We start from the raw sequence: 21,369 nt of genomic DNA, 5'->3' as shown, positions 1-21,369 counted from the left end.
TCTTACACCTTTGCGACCGATACCGGGATGATCTTGATGCCGTAGCCGGGGTGCACCTCGAAGCTGACGATGTTGCCGGTCGTCTTGCGCGCTCCCCGGACCTTGACGACCTCGAGCATCATCACGTACTTCCCGCCCACGAGCGCTTTTTTCATGAAGAGGTGCGCGTCGCAGATCGACCGGATCCGGACGAGTGCGTCCTCGACGAAGGCGTAGGTGTGGAGGGTGATCAGGATGGTCTTGCCGTGGTCGACGAGGTTTTTGCAGTTCGTGAAGAAGGTGAGCACCGTGTCCTGCGGGGCGTACTCGGTGAAGAGCGTCAGGGAGTCGATGACGATCACCTCGGCGCGGCTCCGCTCGATGAAACTGATCATCCGCTCGAGCGTCCCCTGCATCTTCTCAGGCGTCCACTCAAAGCCGACGACGTGCATCGGAAAGACCCGCAGGTAGCCCCAGGCGAAGTACTCGGAGATATCGAGGCTCATCGACTCCATCTGCGAGAGGAAACTTTTGCTGGTATTCTCGGTCGAGAAGAGGTCGACGTTGAACCCCTGCTTCAATGCGCCCCAGACGATCTGCTGGGTGAGCACGCTCTTGCCGGTATCGTTCTCACCCTCGATCAGCGAGAGCGACTGGAGCGGCAGCCCGTCTGCGATCTTCTTGTCAAGCTCCGTATTCCCGGTCGAGAGGATCGTCCGGTCAACGCCGGCGGGTTGCTGTCCTTCACTGTCGCGTGCGAGCATCTCATTCACCTAGATGTATGCCGAGTCGTAGACGCCGTTGCCGGTCGTGACCTGCACCCAGGTCGGGGCGTCGGCGGCATAGGTCACGGAGAGGTTCAGAACCTCGCCGGGATCGAGCTGGCCCGGGTGGATGCTGTCCGGGCTGATGCCAACGACGCTCCAGTCGGTCCCGTAGGAGCAGTAGACAGGAGAGCCGGTGGTGACGAGGTAGACGTCCATATGCTCAAAATTCACGATCGGTTCGTTCCCGCTGTTCGCGACCTCGACGTAGAGCGCTTTTCCCACCTCATCCAGTGATGTGGCACTGATATCGATGTTCGTCCGCATCCGTATCTCCTGCTGGACCGCAAGGTCTCCCTGAGCCATGACGACGAGCTCCGCCGTTCCGAGCGTGCCTCCGACCAGGATGTAGGCCGTGATGATCAGCATGAGGATGCCGATCCCCGATGCAACGAGTGACCCGACGCTCATATCACCCACTCATCGTAAATTCGGTCGACCGCGAGAGCCCCGTCATCAGGACGAACTGGAAGTAGGCAACGTCCCCGGAGGTATCGGGGAGATCGCTCGTCTGCCCGGTGATGTGCAGGGTCTCGCCGGCATCCCAGTAGCCATTCGCATTGCTGTCCTCGATCTCGTACGTCCACTTCCCTTCCGCCACAACGGCGGCATAGGAGAGCCGATCGAAGGTCCCGGCCGCCCCGAGGAAGACGTCGCTGTCTTCGAGATCGGCCTCCGCAATCCGCTGCGTCCCGACGTTCTTGATCCAGATATCGGCCTGCTGCGAGCCGGCGCTCGCATAGGTCGTCACGATCTTCACGTCGACCCGGAGCCGTTCGTCGGCCTGATGCGTCGAGGATGCGATGGTGTCGGAGAGGGTGTAGATGACCGGGAAGATGGCGTTAATGAGGACGCCGGCCGAGATGATCGCGGCCATCAGGAACATTGCGGTGGTGAAGGTTTCGCTCGACATTCATCATATCCTGTCCAGCATCTCGAGCCATTCATCACCGGTATGTTTATCCTTGGACGTTATCTTCCCTTTCGCCTCACCGGACACCTGCCGCTGCAGCATCAGCACCTCGATCATCTCACGGTCGAGGGAGGAGTCGGTAGGATCGAGGATCCTGTTTAAGACGTAGAGCTCGGAGACAAACTCGTTCGGACCGATCTCCTCGAGGTCGCCGCGGGAGGGGGGTATCATCCGGGTGATCTCTTTGATCTGGTCGCAGGAGTCGTCCGCGACGTAGCCCATCGTCCGGTAGGCGTCGATCATCATCTCGAACCGCTCGTGGCCGAATTTCCTGCAGCTCTTGTGCGCCCACTCAAAGAGCTGGTGCACCTTCTGGAGCTTGAGCTTCTCCTGGGGTTTCTCCTCTGCCTTCTGCGCTTCGGGTGCGGGATTGATCCCGTCGCCCGCGACAGGAAGCCTGAACGGCTCCGAAAAGGGCATGCCCGCGGTCACGGACTCTTCAGCAAGCAGCAGCGGCTCGTCCGCCTCGTGCCTGCCGGCAGCGGGCGCCTCCTCCTTCCACGCATCGTCCATCTCGAGGTCGCCGCCGCCCCGCGGCAGCGGAGCGGCCGGAAATCCACTCAGTCCGGCGTTCGAAAACGGGTTGTCGAGCTCGTTCATCCGTTCCCTGATATCGATGAGCAGGCGCTTTATTGAGGTCTTCATGAAGTCCAGCTCCTTCTCGAGGTTGTCGAGCCGGACCTCAGGGTCCTCAGTGGATGCTCCGCTGAGGATTTTATCTATCTGTGCCTGATCTACCCCCATATGAGAAGATTATATCAACAACATGGTAAATAAAACTTTGCAGGCGCGATATTGGGGTGTGCGGGGATTTTGGGTAAAAGGGGGGTTTTGGAGGAGGAGTTTTGGGGGGGTGCAAGTGAGTGATCATGCTTTCTTGTATGAGGCGGTGGAGGATGCGATGTGGCAAATGATCAGGATGGCCGAGCAATCATTCTTCACGACGAATCTCTCTGATTTCTAGCAGGATAACACAGAGGGGGAGGGAAAAACCAATCCTTCATTCCAAGTCGATCAGATAGATTCGTAAATTCTGTGCAGTTTAGCTCGTTAACGCAGAAATGGTGGTCACTACACTCCATCCCGCTTCGTTTACAAGAACTATCTCATATGCAGCAGCACACAAATCCCTGTGCATGGAGTAAGGCTGCCCCGCAGTGCTGTATCTCATCCATCCCTTCAGCATGCCGCAACGACCAGAAGCAAGAGATGGCAACTTAAGAGAACAAAACAAGAATCTTGAACTCTCTCACTAACCCAGCTTCAACATTCCATCTCGGGGCATAACACGAGTCCGTTCATCAATTAACGCATTACTCCCTGATCCCAACGATGATCTGAAGCGGATGAGGATAAAAAGTGAAAATAATTAGTTGAGAATGTTAACATCCTCAATTGCAGGCGGGACAATCCTTTCGATGGGATAAACTGCTCCCACTGCCGGTTGCAAATTCAGGGAGAACGGCTGATTGGGAACGGGGCTACCAAGTGCAACCATGATGACAAACTGCTCACCTGGTTCAAGCAGATAGTCCGTATCATGATTATACCTTGCAGTCACATTCCATTGGTTTCCGGAGATCTCAGCACCATCAGCCGTGTATGTCATGACCTGGTGGGTTTCATTATCAATATACGTTATAAGCATCTGGGTGACATCGAGAGCAGTACCGCCTGCAGTGTTTCCAATAGTAAACCTTGCATAGTCAAGGTCAGATGAATCTGCTGCGAGGCCGTACACACTGCCGATGATCTCCAGACTGGAACTTGCCTGTTGCACACCCGTGTGAACAACTTCCTGACTCTTCTGCGTGGTGAAGAACCCGGCGCCCAGCACCACATACGAGAACACCGCCGCCACGACGACGAACGCGATCAGCACGATCGCCGCCTCAAGCCCGGTGAATGCATCTTCACTTTTAATCTTCCACATTCAAATCACCTGCTTAGTATACCTCATAGTACTTGCCGCTCGACAGATAGGGCGGGGCATTCCTCTCAAGTGGATACGAAGCTCCTGAATCCGGCCTGATCTCAACATCAAATTCCTGATTTGTACGAATCGTAGGCACATTGGTCGTATTCTCTCCCAGCGTCACTCTGACAAATTCGAACTCATCGAGGAGCCAGTCGTCGGGAGCTGAATTTTCCTGACCTGAGATATACCACGTATACCATACGGTGGAATTAGTGAATGTCTCGATAGTCTCATTCGTCGCAACGGTGTACGTAACCTTAGACATATCAACCGAGGTTCCACCAGCTGCCAGCTGGAGATAGAATGTTATATTCTGTACCTGATTCGCATTATCTGCGCCGATAACAACAGGCCCCGATATCTCCATCGAAGAACTCGCCTGCGCAACACCAGTGTGGACGACCTCCTGGCTCTTCTGGGTCGTGAAGAACCCGGCGCCCAGCACCACATACGAGAACACCGCCGCGACGACGACGAACGCAATCAGTACGATTGCCGCCTCGAGGCCGGTGAATGCATCCTCATTTCGAACGATTTTACTCATTACACGTTACCTCCTGTTCCGGAGGCCGAATGAAGTCTTCATTCGGACCATTTCGGTTTAATTGGAGTATATACACAAACATACATATATAGGTTTCTAACAGAGATGCGGTGCACACTCAAGTTTTTTTCATAAAAGGGAGTTCATACAAATCTGTTGAGCGGCATACCGTACGGGAATGGCGTGCGGTGCGGGGCAGGGTCATCGTCTGCGCAGACCTCCCGGGCACACTCCCCGGGTTCGCTCCCGCACCGCGCCGTGGAGCGGCAGAATGTCCAAAACCGTTCGGAAGCGGCATGTTCGGTATCAGAAAGAGTATATACAAGGTATTTATGATACCAGATCAAAGAGCTGGGTACCCGGGGGAACGTGGGAATGGAGAAACAGGATCTGGTCTATGTCTTCCTCGCCATCGGCATCATCGCGGTCATGGCGCTGGTCGTCAAACCGATAGCGACCGGTGAGCCGCTCAACCTCTTCGGCACGCCAGAGCCGGAGCCGACCGTGGCCGTGCCGGTGACACCGCCATGGGAGGGGCGGATCACCGCGTCGGCGACGACGGTCGCCCCCACCCCCACGCCGACCTGGAACGGCGTCGCGCAGAGCCTCTCATTCGTCGACCCGTCGACCTACCACGTCGATCTCACGCAGAAGATGCCCGGCATGACCCCCCCGCCGTCCGGGAACATGCCCAACACCACCTGGACGACCTATGCCTCCATCGCCGGGCAATGGTCGGGCACGTCGAGCATCTTCCACATCCCCACCCCCTACTGGCGGCTCGACTACGCGAATATCGTCCCGATGAACGAGGAGTCGCCGCTGTTCAACCTCCAGGTCATGGACGCGGACGACCCGAACCGGTTCGTCAAGGTCATCAACCTGAACCGGCAGGACTTTGCGAACTACGACTCTACGAACAGCACCGCCTACCGGAAGGAGCAGTGGAACTGCAAGTTCTACGAGGGCTACCGCAACTACTACCTCGTCATCAACACGCAGTGCATAACCTCGTACGACATCCTGGTCCAGGTGCCGACGAGTTACGTCTGACCGGGCCGGTCATGCCGCCAGCGGCGGGCGATGAACTCGCGGACGAGCTGCGCCGCCACCGCCGCGGTCTGGCCGGCGTCGATCGGGCAGACCTCGACATAATCAAATCCTACTGCATGCGGAGCGAACGCCCGCACCACATCCCTGATATCGTACGGCGTCAGCCCGAACGGCTCCGGCGTCCCGACACCCGGCGTTGCGCAGCAGTCGATGGCGTCGGCATCGATCGAGAGATACACCCGCCTTCCGGCGACCGCACGGGAGACCTCGTCGAGAACGGCGGCGATGCCCCGCTCCCGGATGTCATCGGCCGTGTAGACCGTCACCCGGTCCGCGAAGGCGTACTGCTCGGCACACCCGCTCCGCGCCCCGATGATGACGACCTCCCGGACACCGGCATCGTAGATCCGCCGCGTGACGCAGCCGTGGCTGTAGCGGGTCTGGTAGAGTTCGTCGCGGAGGTCGAGGTGGGCGTCGCAGACGACGTAGCAGTCCGGCGCGAGCGCCTCGACGGCGCCGACCGTCACCGTGTGCTCGCCGCCGAGCATGACCGGCACCTTGCCGTCGCGGACGATGTCGGCTACCACCTCCCGGACCTGGCCGACGACCAGCTCGGGCAGCCGGGCGGGTTCGATGTCGCCGATATCGGCAAAGGGAACCTCTGCCAGGTCGACCCCGGTCGCGGGGTCGTAGGACTCAAAATTGTAGGAGAGCTCGCGGATGGCACGCGGCCCGAAGCGCGTCCCGGGGCGGAACGAGGTCGTCCCGTCGTACGGCACGCCGAAGATGACGTACTGCGCGTCCTCGTAGGCTGTCTCGGCGTCTGCAAAATGATGGTGGGTCAGCTGATGCATGCCGTATCCATCAGCTGCGCGAGTACTTATTCCAGCTTCTTCTTGTTCATCGATGCAATGTACGGGACTTCCTTGCCAGCCTCGAGTCCTGCAAGCCGGTCGTCGGAGACGTTCATCTCGAACATCTCAAAGTCCTTGACATCCATGAACTGGACGGTGTTGCCTGCGATCGAGATGACCTGGGCGGTCTTCCGCTCGACGATCGGCACGTAGGTCTTTGCCGATACCGGCTGGACGATGGAGCGCTTCACGCCGTCGAAGATACCCATGCAGTCGATACGGGACTTGGCTGCGCCGTGCTTCCCGGGCTTTGAGGTGGAGATAGAGAGAATCTTACAGGGCTCATCCTCGACGACCACGTAGCGGCCCTCTTTCAGTTTTCCAACTTCGGTCTGTTCCTTCATAGAGTCACACTCGTAATAATCGCGTTATTAATTTATCTTGATTGCATTACATAAATACACCGTAAGAAAATAGTTGTATCGCGTGATTTCATGGAGTTCATTCGGGCGTGCGAGGAGATAGCAGAGAGCGTCACTGATGCCGTAGCGGATTTGACAGGCGTACCTGCGGGCGGCGATGCGGTGAAGATGGGCGCGGACGGGACACCGACAAAGAGGATAGATCAGGTCGCCGAGGACGCCGTTATCGCGTATCTCAGAGAAGATCCGCTCTGCAGGACGCTGGTCAGCGAAGAAGCCGGGGTTGTCGGGATGGACGGGGAGGCAGGCACGATCTATCTCGACCCCATCGACGGCACCTACAACGCCGTCATCGGGATCCCCTTCTACGCGCTCTCCATTGCGTACGCTCATGATGGCATCCTGCAGAAGGGATACGTCCGGAACCTCGCTACCGGCGAGACCTTCTCCGCAGTGCGGGGCATGGGCGCCTTCCTCGACGGAGAGCCGATCCGGGTTTCACGGACGTGCCTGCTGGAGGAGAGCGCCATGAGCGTCTACGGGCGGCGCTTCGATCCGGCGCCGGTGCTGCACCTCGGCCGCAAGCTCCGCAGGTGGCGGCTCTTCGGCGCCTCCGCACTCGAACTCTGCTACGTCGGAGCAGGCCGGATCGACGGGTTCATCGATTTCCGGGGGACGCTGCGGGTCACCGACGCCGCCGCAGGGATCGTCGTCTGCGAAGAGGCCGGCGGGAGAGCGACCGGCCTTGAGGGAGGATCTCTCCGATTCGGCGAGGACGTCACCACCGGGTACTGCCTCGTCGCCACCAACAGCGTGATCCACAACAAGGTCATCGAGTATCTGAGGTAGACCGATGCGGATTGTACTCATATCGCGGATCGATGACGACGAGGCACTCGCCTTCACCGCATCCCTCGCGCAGCACCTGAAGGAGCTCGGCCACACCGTCCTCTTCGAGGCAGGGACGGGAAGGCTTCTTGGGGAGAGAGGAGTGCCGTTCGAAGAGTTCGACGCCGACCTGGCGGTCGTTGTCGGGGGCGACGGGTCGGTGCTGCTCACCGTCCACCGGATGCGCCGGCAGATCCCCATCCTCGGCATCAACTGGGGCGAGGTGGGGTTCCTCGCCAGCCTCGAACCCGAGGAGGCCGAGGCGTTCTTCGCAACGCTGACGGACGGATTTCCCGTCGAGCGCCGGATGCGGATCACGCTCTCCATGCAGGGGGAGGAGCTCGGCACCGCGCTTAACGAAGCGGTCATCGTCACCGAACGGCCTGCAAAGATGCTCCGCTTCTCCGTCGCCGTCGACGGAAAGACCGCAGAGCGGTTCCGCGCAGACGGCATCCTGATCAGCACGCCGACCGGTTCGACCGCCTACGCCATGAGCGCCGGCGGCCCGATCATCGACCCCCGCATCAATGGGTTCCTCGTCATACCGCTCGCCCCGTACATGCTCTCCTCCCGGCCGCACCTGATCAGCAGCGACCGCACCCTCGACATCCAGCTCGAGACCGAGAAGCCCGCCCATCTCGTGGTCGACGGCCAGAGCACCTACGAACTCGACAAAAACACCGTTATATCGGTCAGGATGGCCGACGTGCCGGCATGCTTTGTCAGGATCGGAAAACCGTTCTTTGAGAGGGTCGAACAGAAACTCCGCCGCCTTTGAGAGGCGGGTTGTCACGGAGAGTAGTTTTATCGTGCGGCAGAAGGACTGTTTGACAAAGGAGGCATACCGAGCAATGGAAGATCAGATGCGGATGCAGCTTCCCTACGCTGCAATTGCTGAAACGCTCAAGACCGGCCTTGACCTCACCGGATCGCCGGTGGCGGTGAAACTGGCCAAGGGCCCCGAGGGGATACCGGAAGGCGTACAACCGATCGAGGATACCGTCCGCCACTGCCAGATGGTCAGCATGGCCAGAAAAGACGGGGCCATCTTCTACGCGACCGCCGACAAGCACACCTGTATGGGCGGTGCCTGGGCGCTCGGCCTGAAGGAGCTCACGCCGAGCCTCAAGAGCGGAGAGTTCTACTACAAACTCGGCAAGTTCGAGAGCTGGGCCGCCTGCATGCGGACGATCAACGCCATCCCGCACGTCCCCGACACCGCCACCTACGCAACGGTGTACGCGCCCCTCGAGAAGACGCCGTTCGACCCCCACGCGGTGCTCATCGTCGCGCCCCCGCGTGCCATGCTGAAACTTGCGCAGACCGCGCTCTACAAAATGGGCGGCCGCATCGTCTCGTCGATGTCCGGCATCCAGTCCGTCTGTGCGGACGCGACGGCGCAGCCCTACCTGACCGGGCTTGCCAACTACTCGCTCGGCTGCGACGGGTCACGGAAGTTCTCAGGCATCGCGGACGACGAGATGGTCATGGGCATCCCGGGAGAGATGCTCCCCGCATTCGCCGAGGCGGTCAGCATCGTGACCGGCGCACCCGGTTCCGTGCGCTGAACCGGGCATCACATTTTTCTCCCGCCTCCGCGATGCACGCATTCTATTGTAAAAGGCTTATCATCACGGCGGGTCAACGATTGTGACAGGTGGATTTTTTTGCGTGTATCCATGAAACTCGAGATGAAGGATACGCCCGGTCAGCTGGTGGCTGCCCTCAAGCCGATATCAGCGGTGGGCGGGAATATCATTGCGGTGATTCACCAGCGTGATACCCTCTCGACGGCGGAGACCCTCGACGTCCAGATCGTCCTGGAACTGCCGGAGGGAAGGCTGGAGACCCTCCTCGGGCTGCTGAAGGAGCAGGGTGTCAGCGTCGTTCGCATCGGGGAGCAGCGGCTTCTCCATCAGCGCTCCCTGATCCTGATAGGGCATCTGATGCACACGGATCTCTCAGACACCGTCGATCGCATCGATCAGACCGGGTTTGCCGAGGTCACGGAGATCTCGCTCGTGATGCCCGCAATCAACGAACCCTCCTCCGCACGGATCACCGTCCGCTCCGTCGACCTTGCGGATATGCACCGGGCGCTCGATATCCTCCGCAGCGTTGCAGGCCAGAAGCAGATCCTCATGATCGAACCGCTGGAGGCGGTCTGATGCGGATCGCCATTCTCGGTTTCGGTTCCGTCGGCCGCGGCATCGCACGAGCACTTGCAGAGAAGGATCTCGGCATCGTCGTCACCGCCCTTGCTGATTCCAGGAGCGGGCTCATCCGGCCGGAAGGGATCGATATCGAGGCCGCGCTTGCCCGGAAAGAGGAGACCGGGCTCTGCGGAGAGAGCGGCGTTGCAGCCCCCGACATCGCGATCCATGCCGACTACGACTGCCTGGTCGAGGTGACCCCGACGGACGCCGTGACCGGCGAGCCCGCGCTCACCCATATCAGAACCGCGATCGAGCGGGGCAAGCACGTCGTCACGTCGAACAAGGGGCCGATTGCACTCGCCTATGCAGAACTGCAGGACGCAGCGGCCAGGCAGCAGGTCGCGCTCCGCTACGAGGCGACCGTCTGCGGCGCCATCCCGCTCGTCCACGCCATGCAGGAGGGGCTCGCCGGCAACACGATGCAGCGGCTGTACGGTGTCCTGAACGGCACCTGCAACTTCATCCTGACCAGGATGTCCGAGGAGGGGCTGACATACGAGCAGGCGCTGCTCGAGGCGCGCGAACTCGGGTATGCTGAGGCGGATCCGACCTACGACGTCAAAGGGATCGATGCGGCGATCAAACTGGTCATCCTCGCAAACACCGTCTTCGGGCAGAAGGCGGTGCTCGACGACGTCGAGGTCACCGGCATCGACCAGCTCACCCCCGACGCGCTGCGTCTTGCCGAGGAGCAGGAGAGCACGATACGCCTCATCGGCGAGATCGCGCCCTCCGAGAAGATCCTGCGGGTCTCCCCGCGGATCATCCCAAAGACCCATCCTCTCGTGGTGGAAGGAACGCTCAACGCAGTCACCGTCGAGACGGATATGGCAGGAGAGATTACCCTCATCGGCAAGGGGGCAGGCTCGACGGAGACTGCCAGCGCCGTCATCGGCGATCTGATCGCCATCCAGAGCAGGCATGTCCAGGGTTCTTGAACGGCGGAAACAGTACTTACGGCTGATGCGTCAACTGACGCTCGAACAGGGTTACTTTACGGTGACGGATATCGCAGACGGGATCGCCGTCCCGCGGAGCACCGCCCAGGACTGGATCAACCGCCTCGTAGAGGAGGGGTGCGTGATCCTGCGCGAGGAGAAGCGCGGCAGGCACGCAGCGCAGTACCTGGCAAGCAGCACCATGCCCTCCAGCGCCTGCCGCCGCATCTTCACGACCATCGACGGCGACGCCGTCGAGATATACCACGAGTGCATGAGCGGCGGGTGCGCGGCCTTCTGCGCCTTCCATCACTCGCGGGCAGGCGGGTCCCTCGACCGGGTATACCGGGACGGGACGCTCCTGCGCGAACGGGCGCGCCTCGGCAGGTATGATGTTGCGATCGGGCTCGACCCTGCACCTGCGGTCGGGATCGCGGGGATCCGGCGCGAAGGCGACCATATCGTCCAGCATATCGAATGCATCGGCGGGCCTGCGTATTCGCTGACCGACATGATGTCCCTCGCCGACGGGGTCTGCGGCGTGACCGTGCATCGCAGCGGAGCGGTCGTCGAAGGGGATGTCGTCACCCGGGCGCTCACCTACGTGATCATCGGCATCGACGACACGGATACCCGGGAGGAGGGGGCGACGTTCGCCCTGGCACTCGCACTCCTCCAGCATATGAGCAGCATGAAGGGGGTGCTGCCCATCGGCCACCGGGTGGCCATGCTGAACCCGCAGATCCGGGAGCGGACGGCGGGAAACTCATGCAGTTACATCGAGCTCGCGATAGAACCGGCGATCGGCGGCAGAATTGCCGAAGCGGCGTCCCGGTTCGTCGCGGGCGAGAGTGCCTCACCGGAATGGGGGCTTGCGATCAAGGAGGGATTTATCATCCCGAGAGAGATGCGCCGGTACGGAAGGGACGTGCGCGAGTCGGTGATAGACCCGATGACCGCAAAAGCCGTGGCCGACGCCCATGGCGTCACGCTCATCGGCGGGCGAGGCGTTATCGGCGCACTCGGCGCCGTTTCGCTGGCCGGCCTTCCTCACGCGGTTCTCCTCGACCCAAGAAAGGATGTCTGCGGCGAGATCGAGTGGGAGGTGTGAGGAAGTCCCAAATACCGGTATCACCGATATATTTTATTATATATCAGACCCCATTAGCACCTTCAGTTATGTGAACGACCCGGCGTGATCGCTCGCGAATGTGCAGCATTTTCTTCCGATACCGGGGCGCATCGCACGAAATGCACGCAATCAGAATACCACTTTCCATACAGAAAGGCATGGAATCACTATGCAGTTTCAGGATTTTAATCTCTCCCCAGAAGTTATACAGGCTATAGAAGAGATGGGATTCGAAGAACCGACTCCCATACAGACGGTCGCCATCCCTCCGATATCCGCCGGAAAAGACGTTACCGGCCAGGCACAGACAGGAACGGGCAAGACCGCAGCGTTCGGAATACCGCTCCTCGAGAGAATAGACCCCGCCGCCCGGACCATCCAGGCCATCGTGCTCTGCCCGACGCGGGAACTCGCCATCCAGGTGGCGGAGGAATTCTCACGGCTCCTGAGGTACAAAAGGGGCATCACGGTCCTTCCCGTCTACGGCGGCCAGCCTATCGAGCGGCAGCTGAAGATGCTCAGGCAGGGTGTCCAGGTCGTCATCGGGACGCCGGGGCGGATGATCGACCACATCGAGCGGGGCACGCTCTCGCTCGATCACGTGAAGATGACCGTCCTTGATGAGGCGGATCAGATGCTCGACATGGGCTTTCGGGAAGATATCGAGACCATCCTCGATGAGACGCCGGCTGACCGCCAGACAGTGCTCTTCTCGGCGACGATGCCGAAACCGATCCTGGAGATCTCACAGCGGTTCCAGACCAGCCCTGAGTTCATCCGGGTCACCCACCGCGAGCTGACGGTGCCGCAGATCGAACAGACCTACATCGAGGTGCGGGAGCGCGACAAACTGGAGGTGCTCTCCCGGTTCCTTGACATCCATAACCCCGACCTCGCGCTCATCTTCTGCAACACCAAGCGGAAGGTGGACGACCTTATCCAGCACCTGCAGACCAGGGGATACTCCGCAGAGGGTCTCCACGGCGACATGAAACAGGTGCAGCGAGACCGCGTGATGGCAAAGTTCCGGGGCGGCGCGATAGATATCCTCGTGGCAACCGACGTCGCGGCACGCGGCATCGACGTCGAGAACGTCGACCTGGTCTTTAATTACGACGTCCCGCAGGATACCGAGTACTACGTCCACCGCATCGGCAGGACGGCACGGGCCGGCAGAGCCGGGATGGCGATCACCTTCGTCGCCCCGAAGGAGATCTACAAACTGCGCGAGATCCAGAAGTTTGCGAAGATCCGGATCACCCGGATCCCGGTGCCGACGCTGACCGACGTCGAAGCAACGAAGACGCGGGTCTTCCTCGATAAGGTGAAGACCGCCATCCAGGAAGGGGGCATCGAGAAGTACATCCGGATCGTCGAGCAGGCGATGGAAGAGGAGTACACTTCCCTTGAGATCGCTGCAGCGCTCCTGAAGTTCGAGCTCGAACCAAGGACCGAGGCTCCCGCCGTTCGCGAACTGCGCGGTGCGGATACCGGAGGGGAGCCCGGGATGGTGCGGCTGCACATCAATGTCGGGAGAAACCAGCAGGTAGGCCCGGGAGACATCGTCGGTGCGATCGCGGGGGAGACCGACGTCCCCGGGAAGGCCATCGGGGCAATCCGCATTCACGATGCCTACTCCTTCGTCGAGGTGCCCGAAGAATACGCCCAGCATGTCATCGCGGTGATGCAGGGGCGGACGATACGGGGCAACGAGATCGAGATTACGCCGGCGCAGGGCAGACCGCAATAGGCGATGCAGCCGGGCATCCCTGATGCGGAGGCGGTGCGGGAGGTCTGTCGGGCATATGCCGGAGAGCGGATCCGCCCTGACCCGATCCCGTTTGCCCGCTACGACGCCTACGGCCGTTGGCTACCGCAGGACGGGATCCGGGTTCTCTTCATCGCCGAGGCGCCCCCGTGGCGGAACGTCGACCGGCCAGCCGGATACCGCTATTTTTACAACCCGGAGCAGACGCCGATCGCCGGGATCAGCCGTGAGATCTTTCGCTGCCTCGGGATAGCAGGAGCAACAAAAAAGGAGTGCCTGGAGGCGTTCAGGGATCAGGGCTTCTTTCTGACGGATGCCGTCAAGTGTATCCTCAACAAGGATGCCCACCCCCATATTCCCGTATCGCTGATAGCAGAAAGTGCCCGGACGATCCTCAAACCGGAGATAGAGGCGCTCGACCCGGAGACCATCTGCATCCTCGGCGCGACCGCCCTGCAGGCGCTCAGATCGCTGGAACCGTATGCAGCGGCGCTTGCAGACTGCAGAACCATCACCGAAGCCGTGCTGCACCAGCGAAGGCACCCGATCCGGGCCGACGGACGGTGCGTGATCGTCTCGCCCTACCCGAGCGTCCGGAACGACCGGCAGGCAATCAGAGAGGCTTTTGCCATGATTAGCCGGCTCGCCTGCCCTCCGTAGAGCAGCCATTTCCTTGAACAACCGGGGAGGTGCTGCTCGGTTCTGCAATGCATTCCCGCACCAGCGCATCGAGCGCCGGATCCTCGAACGCACGATCGGCGACGAGCTGCTTTCGATCTTCAGAAACCCTCGATAAACCCCATATGCAGCGCCGTTTTGTTTCCTCCCAGGTATTCCGGGCAGAGTACCCTGGCAGGGTCGTGGCGAAGAAGGAGATCACATACCACCCGCTTCTCCGGGCATGCACCTACCCGCAGGCATGCCCCCTCTCATCAGGCAATCGTAGCGAACGGCGGTGTAGCGGTCCAGGACTGTCGAGAGCAGCGCCAGGAAACCCACAGAGAGGGCTATTAAGGGATTTCCGGCTGCAATAACAGCATACGCGAGGCCGAAGACAATGCACCCCTGAAATCTGCCGTCCGTCGCGGAGACCGCCCTGCAGCGCAGCGTCAACTGCCGATTCCGGGCACGCATCCGTTCGTCCCGTAACCTTCATTGCACCGCTTCTCCCATACCCGGCAACCAGGCGCACGGGGTGTAAACCATGAAGGATCAGGCAGCGATAGTATTCCCACACCAGCTCTTTCGGGAACATCCGGCACTCACGGAGGAGGCGAACGTCTATCTGGTAGAGGACGACCGATTCTTCTCGGACTTCCGGTATCACAAAAAGAAACTGCTTCTGCACAGTGCATCGATGCAGGCCTACCGGGAGTATCTGGAAGAGCAGGGACATACGATTCATTTCATCCGGAACCAGCACGGACAAACACAGACCGACCTCATTCATGCTCTCGCTGCCCGCTCAGCCAACACGATCACCATCGCCGACCCCTGTGACAGAACCCTTGAAGAACGGCTTACAGGAGCGCTTCGGAGACGGGGCATCGACCTTACCATCCGGGACAGCCCGGGTTTTCTGACCGACAGGGATTTCATCGACACGTTCTTCGGCCAGTCAGACAGGTACTCGCTCACGGCATTCTACCGGGAACAGCGCAGACGGTTCGGCATTCTTATCGAGGACGGCAAGCCGATCGGCGGCAGATGGAGCTTTGATCCTGCAAACCGAAAGCCCCTCCCGGACGAAGTACCGGTTCCTCCGCTGCCCCGCATTCCCGAGACCCGCTACGTCAGGGACGCACGATCGGTCATTGAAGAGCGCTACCCGGGCAACCCCGGAGACCTGGACGAATTCTGGTTCCCCGTCACCCATAGAGACGCGGAACGCTGGCTGGCAGACTTCCTCGGAGACCGGCTTGCTCTCTTCGGTGATTATGAGGACGCGATGCGTGCAGATGAACCGGTGCTCTTCCACTCAGTTCTCTCCCCGCTTCTCAACACCGGTCTGCTGACCCCCCGGCAGGTGGTCGACCGGACACTGGCGTATGCCCGGGAGCACCCTGTTCCGATAAACTCTCTTGAGGGCTTTATCAGGCAGATCATCGGGTGGCGGGAATTTATCCGGGCGGTCTACATCAGAGAGGGCGACCGGCAGCGATCGTCCAATGTATTCGGTCAGCCCCACCCGGTGCCGCGTTCACTCTACACAGCCTCAACAGGAGTCGTGCCCGTCGACAGGGTCGTGCAGCGTGTGCTGAAATCGGCGTACGCACACCACATCGAACGACTGATGGTACTCGGCAACTTCATGCTTCTCGCCGGAATCCATCCGGATGAGGCCTACCGGTGGTTTATGGAGGTTTTCATCGATGCATACGACTGGGCCATGGTACCGAACGTGTACGGCATGTCGCAGTACGCGGACGGCGGACTGATGGCCACAAAACCCTACATCAGCGGCTCGCACTATATCAGGAGAATGAGCAATTATCCCGGCGGAGAATGGGAAGAGATCTGGGACGGGCTCTTCTGGAAGTTCATCGAGACACACCAGGAGCAGATCGCGGCCAACCCCCGCATGCGTGTCCTTCTCGGGACGCTGAACCGGATGGAGAAGGAGACGCGGGATGCGCATGCCGGGGTTGCGGATGCATATCTCTCCCGGCTCCATGAAAACGGCAGAGCAGGCACCGGCCGTGTTGCTGCAGATAGCCTCGTACCGATGCCGAAACGAGGACACAGAGACTATTAATAGGAGAAACGCCGCTCACGTATCCGATGACCTCTCCTGCCGGCAGGCGTAGCGCCCTCCTCACCGCAGCACTGGGATCGTCGCTGGCGCCGTTCATGGTTGCCGGGCTCTTCGTCGCCGTCCCGACGGTCGGCATCGACTTCGCCATCGATCCGGCCACCTTAAGCTGGGTTCCGACGGCTTTCTTCCTCGCCGCAGCGATGTTCCTCGTGCCCTTCGGCAGGATCGCCGACATCTACGGCGTAAAAAAGGTCTTCACCACGGGCATGTACGTCTACGCCGTCTCCGCACTGCTCGCGGCATTCGCCCCCTCTGCCCAGGTCCTGATCGGAGCGCGCTTTCTCACCGGCATCGGGGCGGCGATGATCTTCGGCACGTCGTTCGCCCTGCTCAGCCTCGTGCTTCCCGAAGGCGAACGCGGCACGGCTCTCGGCACGAATATCGCCGCGAGTTATACCGGGTTCGCCCTCGGGTTTCTTCTCGGCGGGATTCTCACCGCGTACGTCTCCTGGCGGGCGATCTTTCTCGCCACCGTCCCGGTAGAACTCCTCGTCATCTGGCTCATCCGCACGAGGCTGACCGGCGAGTGTGCGCTCTCCAGCGGAAGACATCTGGACGTTCCCGGCATCATGCTGAACGTCGTCATGCTGCTCCTGGTCATGGTCGGCTTTTCAAGCCTCCCGGCTACGCCGGGCGTCCTCGCGCTCCTCCTCGGCGGCATCTTCCTCATCGTCTTCGTCGTCTGGGAGCTCCGGAGTGAAAGTCCGATCCTCGACCTCCGGTTCATGGCGCGGAACAGAGCCTTCGCCCGCTCGGCGGCATCGATGCTGATCTACAGCATCGCCACCTTCGCCGGCATCTACCTCTTCAGCCTGTACCTGCAGTATATCAGGGGGTTTTCTCCGGATACGGTCGGCCTTGTTCTCCTCGTCTCCACACTGATTACGGCAGTCCTGGTCAGATCTTCAGGAAAACTCGCCGACCGGACACGCCCCCACGCAGTCGCGGCCGGCGGCGTTGTGATCTCCGCGACCGCTCTGTTCCCGTTAACCGGCCTTTCAGCCACGACATCCCTCGTGGTTGTCTTCGCAGCCCTTGCCCTGCTTTCGGCGGGCCTTGCATTCTATCAGCCCCCCATCTACAGCGCCGCCATCGGCACAACCGCTCCGGAGATGTACGCCGCATCGTCCGGACTCATCGAAACGATGCGTCTCCTCGGCATGACCATCAGCATGGCCGTCACCATCATCGTCTTTTCATTGTATTTCGGGGGAGCAGCGATTGCAGCCGAGAGTGCATCTCTACTCGTTGCGAGCATGCGGCAGATATTTCTGATCTTTCTGGTTCTCGCCGTCATCGCTCTGGTCGTCACGGTGCTCGCGGGGCGTGCGGCCGCTTCCCGGCGTACGGAATGAAGACCATTACAGGAGAGTCTTCACGATACCCGGCCACTCCGGGAGTGCGGCGCGGCGCCGGGGACGGATCGAGGACTGCTCATCGCCGACCGCCCGTTTCGCGCTCTTCACCATTCTCGAAACAGAGTGAACAGCCGGATGCGTCTTTTGAAAGACGATCTCTGCCGCGGAGACCGCCCGGACAAAATCTTTCGGTCCTTCGAACGGCGGCAGCCGGGCATACGTCCTGCCGAGCTCGACCGGGATGTGGGCATCCGACCCGACCGAGACCGGTTTGCTGCACCCCCGGGCATATGCCTGCGCCATCTCGTTCTCCTCGGGCACGGGACTCCGTGCGTTATAGCCCTCAACGACATCTATCCGGCCGATACATTCCTGGAGCACCTCGCGCCGGATGGCAGTGGAACGGAAGGTGCAGAACGGATGGGGAACGATCGAAACGGCGCCCTGGTCTTGGATACGGTCCAGTGTCTCGGCAGCGCTCAGACCGGGAGGGATCTCCTCGGTGAGGAACGCCCCGATTATCTCGCCTTCCTCTGTGGTGATCTCCTCTGCGAGCAGCAACGGGATATCCGGCTCGTACCGCCGGATCTCACCGTATACCCTGCGCGACCCTTCGATGCTGTCGTGGTCGCAGACCAGGGAGAGGATGCGCCTCTTTTGCCAGGTCCGAACGATCGCACCGATATCCGTCATCGAATCAATCGAGTGGCAGGAATGGACGTGCATGTCCAGCAGCATTCCATCAGGATACGGCGTTTCCCGCGTGTACACTTCCTCGCTGCAGAGCCCGGGATCGGTACGCGCGCAGTACGTCATCCACTCATCCGAACCTATAGCAGGCTTTGGGGTCACTCTATATTAGTATAGTTATACCCCAATAAATACGATCGTTTGCGGCAACCCTATAGAGTTCGAGAGGATGCCCTGTACCCGCCGCCGAACCGCCGCGCGGGAACCGGAGCTGCAACAGGACACCCCGGCAGGTGCAGTCCCGGCATGCCGGGGATCTTCCGATCCTGCACCGGCAACGATCATGCGCCCCATATCCCCCAGGCAGCCGCCATCCTTATCCCATGCAGGGCATATACATCCGGTACCGTGCTGCATCGAGCTGCATCTCCGGGCATGTACATCGCATACTTTGTGCAGTCCCTGATCCTCCTCAACGTCGGGATCAGCGTGAGCCTCGGGGATCTCTTCCTGACCCTCGCCTCGCTCGCTGCATTCTCCCTGACGCTCATCCCCTCCATCCTGAACAGAAATCTGGGCATGCGCCTCCCCTGGCAGCTGACGCTGCTCATAGCGCTCTCCATCTATCTGCACGTCGCCGGTCACGTCGGAGAACTCTATCTGCTCTATGCACCCTGCTACGACAAGATCGCCCACCTCGTATCCTCCGTCACGCTCACGATCATCGGGTTTGCCATCGCCATTTTCGCCGATCAGATCTATCGGATGCGTCTTCCGCGGGGGGCGATCGTGCTCTTTGCCGTTTTCTTCACGATCTCCATGGGAGCGGTGTGGGAGATCTACGAGTTCGCCGCCGACCAGATCTTCGGCATGACATTGCAGCAGGGAAACAGCGATACCATGGTGGACCTCATGGTGGACGGCATCGGAGCCCTCGTTGTCGCCGTGCTCGGCGACGCCTACCTGCGCCGGGTGCCGAAGGAGGCCGTAGCCGAAAGATTTCTGCACCCTGCCCCGGAGGAGCGGGACACCCTGCTGCCGGCCGATGGGTCCGAGGCACCCTTCCATGCAGAGAAGAACTAAAAACCAGAGAGTGCGCCAACCTGTAATATAAATATATATGAAAGCCAATACAAAAGGAGTGAAGTTGAGCAGACAAAATATCCCCTATCTTGGAGCATTTGCACTCGTCATCCTCTCCTCCGCATTCGGCTACATGACCTGGGAAGCACGTGATGTCGAGGTTACTGTCCTCACCATCGAGGGCTGCCCGGAGGGCATGGTCTTCATCGCCGACCCCCATCTGCAGGAAGGCAATCTCGAGTATACCAGGGGAGTGATCGACCGGATCAATCTCCTGAAACCCTCCCTCGTCCTGATAGGCGGAGATTTTGCAAACGGTGATGAGACCAATTTTGCCATACAGGAGATATGGGCCGGTATCGATGCCCCGGCCTATGCCGTGCTCGGCAACCACGACTACCGGGCGGGCGTCGACGCCATCGGCGGCATCCGGAAGACGATGGCGGCACGCGGCCTGACGCTCACCGCAGCGGACTATGATGTCGGCTCTCTGCTGGACGACGAGACGGATCCGGCGTTTGCCGACGCACTCACCCGGACACTCGAAGCGAACGGAGTGCAGGTGCTGCGCAACGAGTATGTAACCCTGGACGTCGACGGCACCGAGATGCTGCTCGTCGGCGTGGACGACGCCTGGGCAGGGATGGCTGATCCGCCGGCGGTTCCCGAGACCGACGCCTTCACCCTGTACCTCATCCACGTCCCCGACTGCAGGGCAGACTGGGATGCCGACCTCATCCTCGCCGGCCACACGCACGGCGGCCAGTTTATGTTCCCGGTTGTCCAGCAGCTCGCTGAGCACCAGATCATCGAGGTCAGAGGCCTCATCCTGAACGACGGGGCGCCGCCGACCTACATCACCCGCGGTATCGGCGGTTCAACCCTTGCCGGTATCGATCTCCGCTTTAACAGCCCGCCCGAGATAGTGCTGATCAACCCGACGCAGGAACAGCGCCGCCTGCTCGCCGACGATGCCGCAACGGTGACGGTCGGGTGAGGCGCCCGCCGTTCAGGTGAGGACGGCCTCAGCCCGCTCGGCGAGCAGTGCAGCCTGACGCAGGGTGAGCCCGGCGCTCCTGACGAGCCCTTCCGGATCTGCGGCGAGCAGCTGCCGGACCGTGAAAAATCCCGCTGCCGCAAGCTGCCTCCGGACCGCCGGCGTCACCCCGGTGAGGATAGTGACCGGGTACGACCCCGTCTCCTCGATCATCGTCCTGAGGTTCCGGTCGGCGGGATGGTCCCAGCCGATGTGTTCGATCCCCCAGCATGTCGCATACCGTTTTGCATGCCCGGAGAGCTTCGTATTGCAGACGATCATCGCCGTGTCGATGGTGAAAGAGTTTTTGCCGCAGCGGTGCCCCTCCTGAACGTCCTCGATGATCGCCCGGGCGATCCGCCCTTCGTCAAGTCCGGTCATCCGGTGGTGGTTGAAGTGGTGCTTCACCTCGATGAAGTACACGGTGCCGTCCTTCCGGGCTATCGCATCCACCTCATGCTCGCCGCATCGTCCCGGGAGAATGCGGGCAGGCTCCACCTCGTATCCATGATCGCGGAGCAGCGCCTGGATGTACACCTCAAAGTCGGGTTTGGGGCGGAGGAGCGCCAGTGCCCTGCGGAGGTTTGTCCGATAGGCGACGGCGGGGCGGTACGCCCGTGCCCGCGCCCGGATCATCCGCAGCAGCGTAGAGGTCTTCATGCCGTCATAGACCTCTCCTTCGACCTCAGCGGCGATCTGCTCCGCATCGTCCGGTGCGATCCCCAGGTTCCGGAGTGTCCGCTCCACCTTCTTCTTCTCGAAGGGCTGGAGCGTGCCGTTCATTTTGGTGACGTATTTCATCCGTGTCCGATCTCCCG

Annotated in this window: 23 protein-coding genes; 13 read left to right on the top strand and 10 right to left on the bottom strand. The window is 60.7% G+C overall.

What is annotated here, in order from left to right; translation table 11 throughout:
- Positions 1-2 precede the first annotated feature (2 nt).
- From arlH to FGU65_RS00425, 6 genes are all read right to left on the bottom strand, one after another.
- On the bottom strand, positions 3-743 hold the full coding sequence (gene arlH / locus FGU65_RS00450; RefSeq protein ID WP_301662434.1) for an archaellum protein ArlH: 741 nt from the start codon (positions 741-743) through the stop codon (positions 3-5).
- Between the two features lie 9 nt (positions 744-752).
- A complete protein-coding gene (locus FGU65_RS00445) occupies positions 753-1,214 on the bottom strand; it encodes a flagellar protein FlaF (protein ID WP_301662433.1) in 462 nt (153 codons plus the stop codon).
- A gap of 1 nt (position 1,215) precedes the next feature.
- A complete protein-coding gene (locus tag FGU65_RS00440) occupies positions 1,216-1,716 on the bottom strand; it encodes a flagellin (protein ID WP_301662432.1) in 501 nt (166 codons plus the stop codon).
- Between the two features lie 3 nt (positions 1,717-1,719).
- Complete coding sequence (locus FGU65_RS00435) at positions 1,720-2,520, bottom strand: hypothetical protein (protein WP_301662431.1); 801 nt, start codon at positions 2,518-2,520, stop codon at positions 1,720-1,722.
- Positions 2,521-3,145: 625 nt separating this feature from the next.
- Positions 3,146-3,709, bottom strand: coding sequence for a flagellin (locus tag FGU65_RS00430; RefSeq protein WP_301662430.1), 564 nt, complete (start codon positions 3,707-3,709; stop codon positions 3,146-3,148).
- Between the two features lie 13 nt (positions 3,710-3,722).
- Positions 3,723-4,298, bottom strand: a complete 576-nt coding sequence (locus FGU65_RS00425; RefSeq protein WP_301662429.1) for a flagellin — start codon at positions 4,296-4,298, stop codon at positions 3,723-3,725.
- A 375-nt stretch (positions 4,299-4,673) separates the two neighbouring features.
- On the opposite strand from FGU65_RS00425, the gene FGU65_RS00420 reads away from it, so the two are divergent.
- Positions 4,674-5,351 (top strand): hypothetical protein, encoded by a 678-nt coding sequence (locus tag FGU65_RS00420; protein WP_301662428.1) that lies wholly within the window; start codon positions 4,674-4,676, stop codon positions 5,349-5,351.
- On the opposite strand, the gene speB is transcribed toward FGU65_RS00420, so the two are convergent.
- Together speB and FGU65_RS00410 are read right to left on the bottom strand one after the other, a co-directional pair.
- The gene (gene speB / locus FGU65_RS00415) at positions 5,342-6,205 is read right to left on the bottom strand and encodes an agmatinase (RefSeq protein ID WP_301662427.1); all 864 of its coding nucleotides are present in this window, start codon (positions 6,203-6,205) and stop codon (positions 5,342-5,344) included. The genes FGU65_RS00420 and speB overlap by 10 nt on opposite strands.
- 26 nt (positions 6,206-6,231) lie before the next feature.
- Entirely contained in the window at positions 6,232-6,609 is a 378-nt protein-coding gene (locus FGU65_RS00410; protein WP_301662426.1) for a translation initiation factor IF-5A, read from the bottom strand.
- A 90-nt stretch (positions 6,610-6,699) separates the two neighbouring features.
- Between FGU65_RS00410 and FGU65_RS00405 the strand changes: the two genes are divergently transcribed.
- The 10 genes from FGU65_RS00405 (at position 6,700) to FGU65_RS00360 (ending at position 17,739) form a co-directional block, all read left to right on the top strand.
- A complete protein-coding gene (locus FGU65_RS00405; RefSeq protein ID WP_301662425.1) occupies positions 6,700-7,476 on the top strand; it encodes a bifunctional fructose-bisphosphatase/inositol-phosphate phosphatase in 777 nt (258 codons plus the stop codon).
- A gap of 4 nt (positions 7,477-7,480) precedes the next feature.
- Positions 7,481-8,293 carry an NAD(+)/NADH kinase gene (locus tag FGU65_RS00400; RefSeq protein ID WP_301662424.1) on the top strand — a complete coding sequence of 271 codons (813 nt, stop codon included), beginning with the start codon at positions 7,481-7,483 and terminating at the stop codon, positions 8,291-8,293.
- A gap of 73 nt (positions 8,294-8,366) precedes the next feature.
- Positions 8,367-9,083 carry a DUF169 domain-containing protein gene (locus tag FGU65_RS00395; protein WP_301662423.1) on the top strand — a complete coding sequence of 239 codons (717 nt, stop codon included), beginning with the start codon at positions 8,367-8,369 and terminating at the stop codon, positions 9,081-9,083.
- A 111-nt stretch (positions 9,084-9,194) separates the two neighbouring features.
- Positions 9,195-9,683, top strand: coding sequence for an amino acid-binding protein (locus FGU65_RS00390; RefSeq protein WP_301662422.1), 489 nt, complete (start codon positions 9,195-9,197; stop codon positions 9,681-9,683).
- Positions 9,683-10,669 carry a homoserine dehydrogenase gene (locus FGU65_RS00385; protein WP_301662421.1) on the top strand — a complete coding sequence of 329 codons (987 nt, stop codon included), beginning with the start codon at positions 9,683-9,685 and terminating at the stop codon, positions 10,667-10,669. Before FGU65_RS00390 ends, FGU65_RS00385 begins: the two co-directional genes overlap by 1 nt.
- Positions 10,653-11,780: a sugar-specific transcriptional regulator TrmB gene (locus FGU65_RS00380; RefSeq protein ID WP_301662420.1), complete on the top strand. Its 1,128-nt coding sequence runs from the start codon at positions 10,653-10,655 to the stop codon at positions 11,778-11,780. Before FGU65_RS00385 ends, FGU65_RS00380 begins: the two co-directional genes overlap by 17 nt.
- Before the next feature lie 244 nt (positions 11,781-12,024).
- Positions 12,025-13,551 (top strand): DEAD/DEAH box helicase, encoded by a 1,527-nt coding sequence (locus tag FGU65_RS00375; RefSeq protein ID WP_301662419.1) that lies wholly within the window; start codon positions 12,025-12,027, stop codon positions 13,549-13,551.
- Between the two features lie 3 nt (positions 13,552-13,554).
- Positions 13,555-14,229, top strand: coding sequence for a uracil-DNA glycosylase family protein (locus FGU65_RS00370; RefSeq protein ID WP_301662418.1), 675 nt, complete (start codon positions 13,555-13,557; stop codon positions 14,227-14,229).
- Positions 14,230-14,773: 544 nt separating this feature from the next.
- On the top strand, positions 14,774-16,324 hold the full coding sequence (locus FGU65_RS00365; protein ID WP_301662417.1) for a cryptochrome/photolyase family protein: 1,551 nt from the start codon (positions 14,774-14,776) through the stop codon (positions 16,322-16,324).
- Between the two features lie 26 nt (positions 16,325-16,350).
- Positions 16,351-17,739, top strand: coding sequence for an MFS transporter (locus FGU65_RS00360; RefSeq protein ID WP_301662416.1), 1,389 nt, complete (start codon positions 16,351-16,353; stop codon positions 17,737-17,739).
- Between the two features lie 6 nt (positions 17,740-17,745).
- On the opposite strand, the gene FGU65_RS00355 is transcribed toward FGU65_RS00360, so the two are convergent.
- The gene (locus tag FGU65_RS00355; RefSeq protein ID WP_301662415.1) at positions 17,746-18,558 is read right to left on the bottom strand and encodes a PHP domain-containing protein; all 813 of its coding nucleotides are present in this window, start codon (positions 18,556-18,558) and stop codon (positions 17,746-17,748) included.
- 282 nt (positions 18,559-18,840) lie between these two features.
- Between FGU65_RS00355 and FGU65_RS00350 the strand changes: the two genes are divergently transcribed.
- Both FGU65_RS00350 and FGU65_RS00345 read left to right on the top strand, forming a co-directional pair.
- Positions 18,841-19,515, top strand: coding sequence for a DUF2238 domain-containing protein (locus tag FGU65_RS00350; protein ID WP_301662414.1), 675 nt, complete (start codon positions 18,841-18,843; stop codon positions 19,513-19,515).
- A gap of 64 nt (positions 19,516-19,579) precedes the next feature.
- Positions 19,580-20,512, top strand: coding sequence for a metallophosphoesterase (locus FGU65_RS00345; RefSeq protein WP_301662413.1), 933 nt, complete (start codon positions 19,580-19,582; stop codon positions 20,510-20,512).
- Between the two features lie 12 nt (positions 20,513-20,524).
- On the opposite strand, the gene FGU65_RS00340 is transcribed toward FGU65_RS00345, so the two are convergent.
- A complete protein-coding gene (locus FGU65_RS00340; RefSeq protein WP_301662412.1) occupies positions 20,525-21,352 on the bottom strand; it encodes an ATP cone domain-containing protein in 828 nt (275 codons plus the stop codon).
- Positions 21,353-21,369: the final 17 nt, after the last annotated feature.

The organism is Methanoculleus frigidifontis (assembly GCF_030464345.1).
Taxonomy (GTDB): Archaea; Halobacteriota; Methanomicrobia; order Methanomicrobiales; family Methanoculleaceae; genus Methanoculleus_A; species Methanoculleus_A frigidifontis.
The sequence above is the reverse complement of the archived record's forward strand: the minus strand, read 5'-3'. Positions and strand labels throughout refer to the sequence as shown.

Bases quoted from the DNA above. Each gene is read 5' to 3' on its own strand.
- FGU65_RS00395 (WP_301662423.1), top strand. From the start codon at position 8,367: ATGGAAGATCAGATGCGGATGCAGCTTCCCTACGCTGCAATTGCTGAA.
- FGU65_RS00370 (WP_301662418.1), top strand. From the start codon at position 13,555: ATGCAGCCGGGCATCCCTGATGCGGAGGCGGTGCGGGAGGTCTGTCGG.
- FGU65_RS00380 (WP_301662420.1), top strand. From the start codon at position 10,653: ATGTCCAGGGTTCTTGAACGGCGGAAACAGTACTTACGGCTGATGCGT.
- speB (WP_301662427.1), bottom strand. From the start codon at position 6,205: ATGCATCAGCTGACCCACCATCATTTTGCAGACGCCGAGACAGCCTAC.
- FGU65_RS00400 (WP_301662424.1), top strand. From the start codon at position 7,481: ATGCGGATTGTACTCATATCGCGGATCGATGACGACGAGGCACTCGCC.
- FGU65_RS00355 (WP_301662415.1), bottom strand. From the start codon at position 18,558: ATGACGTACTGCGCGCGTACCGATCCCGGGCTCTGCAGCGAGGAAGTG.
- FGU65_RS00430 (WP_301662430.1), bottom strand. From the start codon at position 3,709: ATGTGGAAGATTAAAAGTGAAGATGCATTCACCGGGCTTGAGGCGGCG.
- FGU65_RS00390 (WP_301662422.1), top strand. From the start codon at position 9,195: ATGAAACTCGAGATGAAGGATACGCCCGGTCAGCTGGTGGCTGCCCTC.
- FGU65_RS00340 (WP_301662412.1), bottom strand. From the start codon at position 21,352: ATGAAATACGTCACCAAAATGAACGGCACGCTCCAGCCCTTCGAGAAG.
- FGU65_RS00405 (WP_301662425.1), top strand. From the start codon at position 6,700: ATGGAGTTCATTCGGGCGTGCGAGGAGATAGCAGAGAGCGTCACTGAT.
- FGU65_RS00410 (WP_301662426.1), bottom strand. From the start codon at position 6,609: ATGAAGGAACAGACCGAAGTTGGAAAACTGAAAGAGGGCCGCTACGTG.
- FGU65_RS00375 (WP_301662419.1), top strand. From the start codon at position 12,025: ATGGGATTCGAAGAACCGACTCCCATACAGACGGTCGCCATCCCTCCG.
- FGU65_RS00365 (WP_301662417.1), top strand. From the start codon at position 14,774: ATGAAGGATCAGGCAGCGATAGTATTCCCACACCAGCTCTTTCGGGAA.
- FGU65_RS00360 (WP_301662416.1), top strand. From the start codon at position 16,351: ATGACCTCTCCTGCCGGCAGGCGTAGCGCCCTCCTCACCGCAGCACTG.
- FGU65_RS00425 (WP_301662429.1), bottom strand. From the start codon at position 4,298: ATGAGTAAAATCGTTCGAAATGAGGATGCATTCACCGGCCTCGAGGCG.
- FGU65_RS00435 (WP_301662431.1), bottom strand. From the start codon at position 2,520: ATGGGGGTAGATCAGGCACAGATAGATAAAATCCTCAGCGGAGCATCC.
- FGU65_RS00420 (WP_301662428.1), top strand. From the start codon at position 4,674: ATGGAGAAACAGGATCTGGTCTATGTCTTCCTCGCCATCGGCATCATC.
- FGU65_RS00445 (WP_301662433.1), bottom strand. From the start codon at position 1,214: ATGAGCGTCGGGTCACTCGTTGCATCGGGGATCGGCATCCTCATGCTG.
- arlH (WP_301662434.1), bottom strand. From the start codon at position 743: ATGCTCGCACGCGACAGTGAAGGACAGCAACCCGCCGGCGTTGACCGG.
- FGU65_RS00385 (WP_301662421.1), top strand. From the start codon at position 9,683: ATGCGGATCGCCATTCTCGGTTTCGGTTCCGTCGGCCGCGGCATCGCA.
- FGU65_RS00440 (WP_301662432.1), bottom strand. From the start codon at position 1,716: ATGTCGAGCGAAACCTTCACCACCGCAATGTTCCTGATGGCCGCGATC.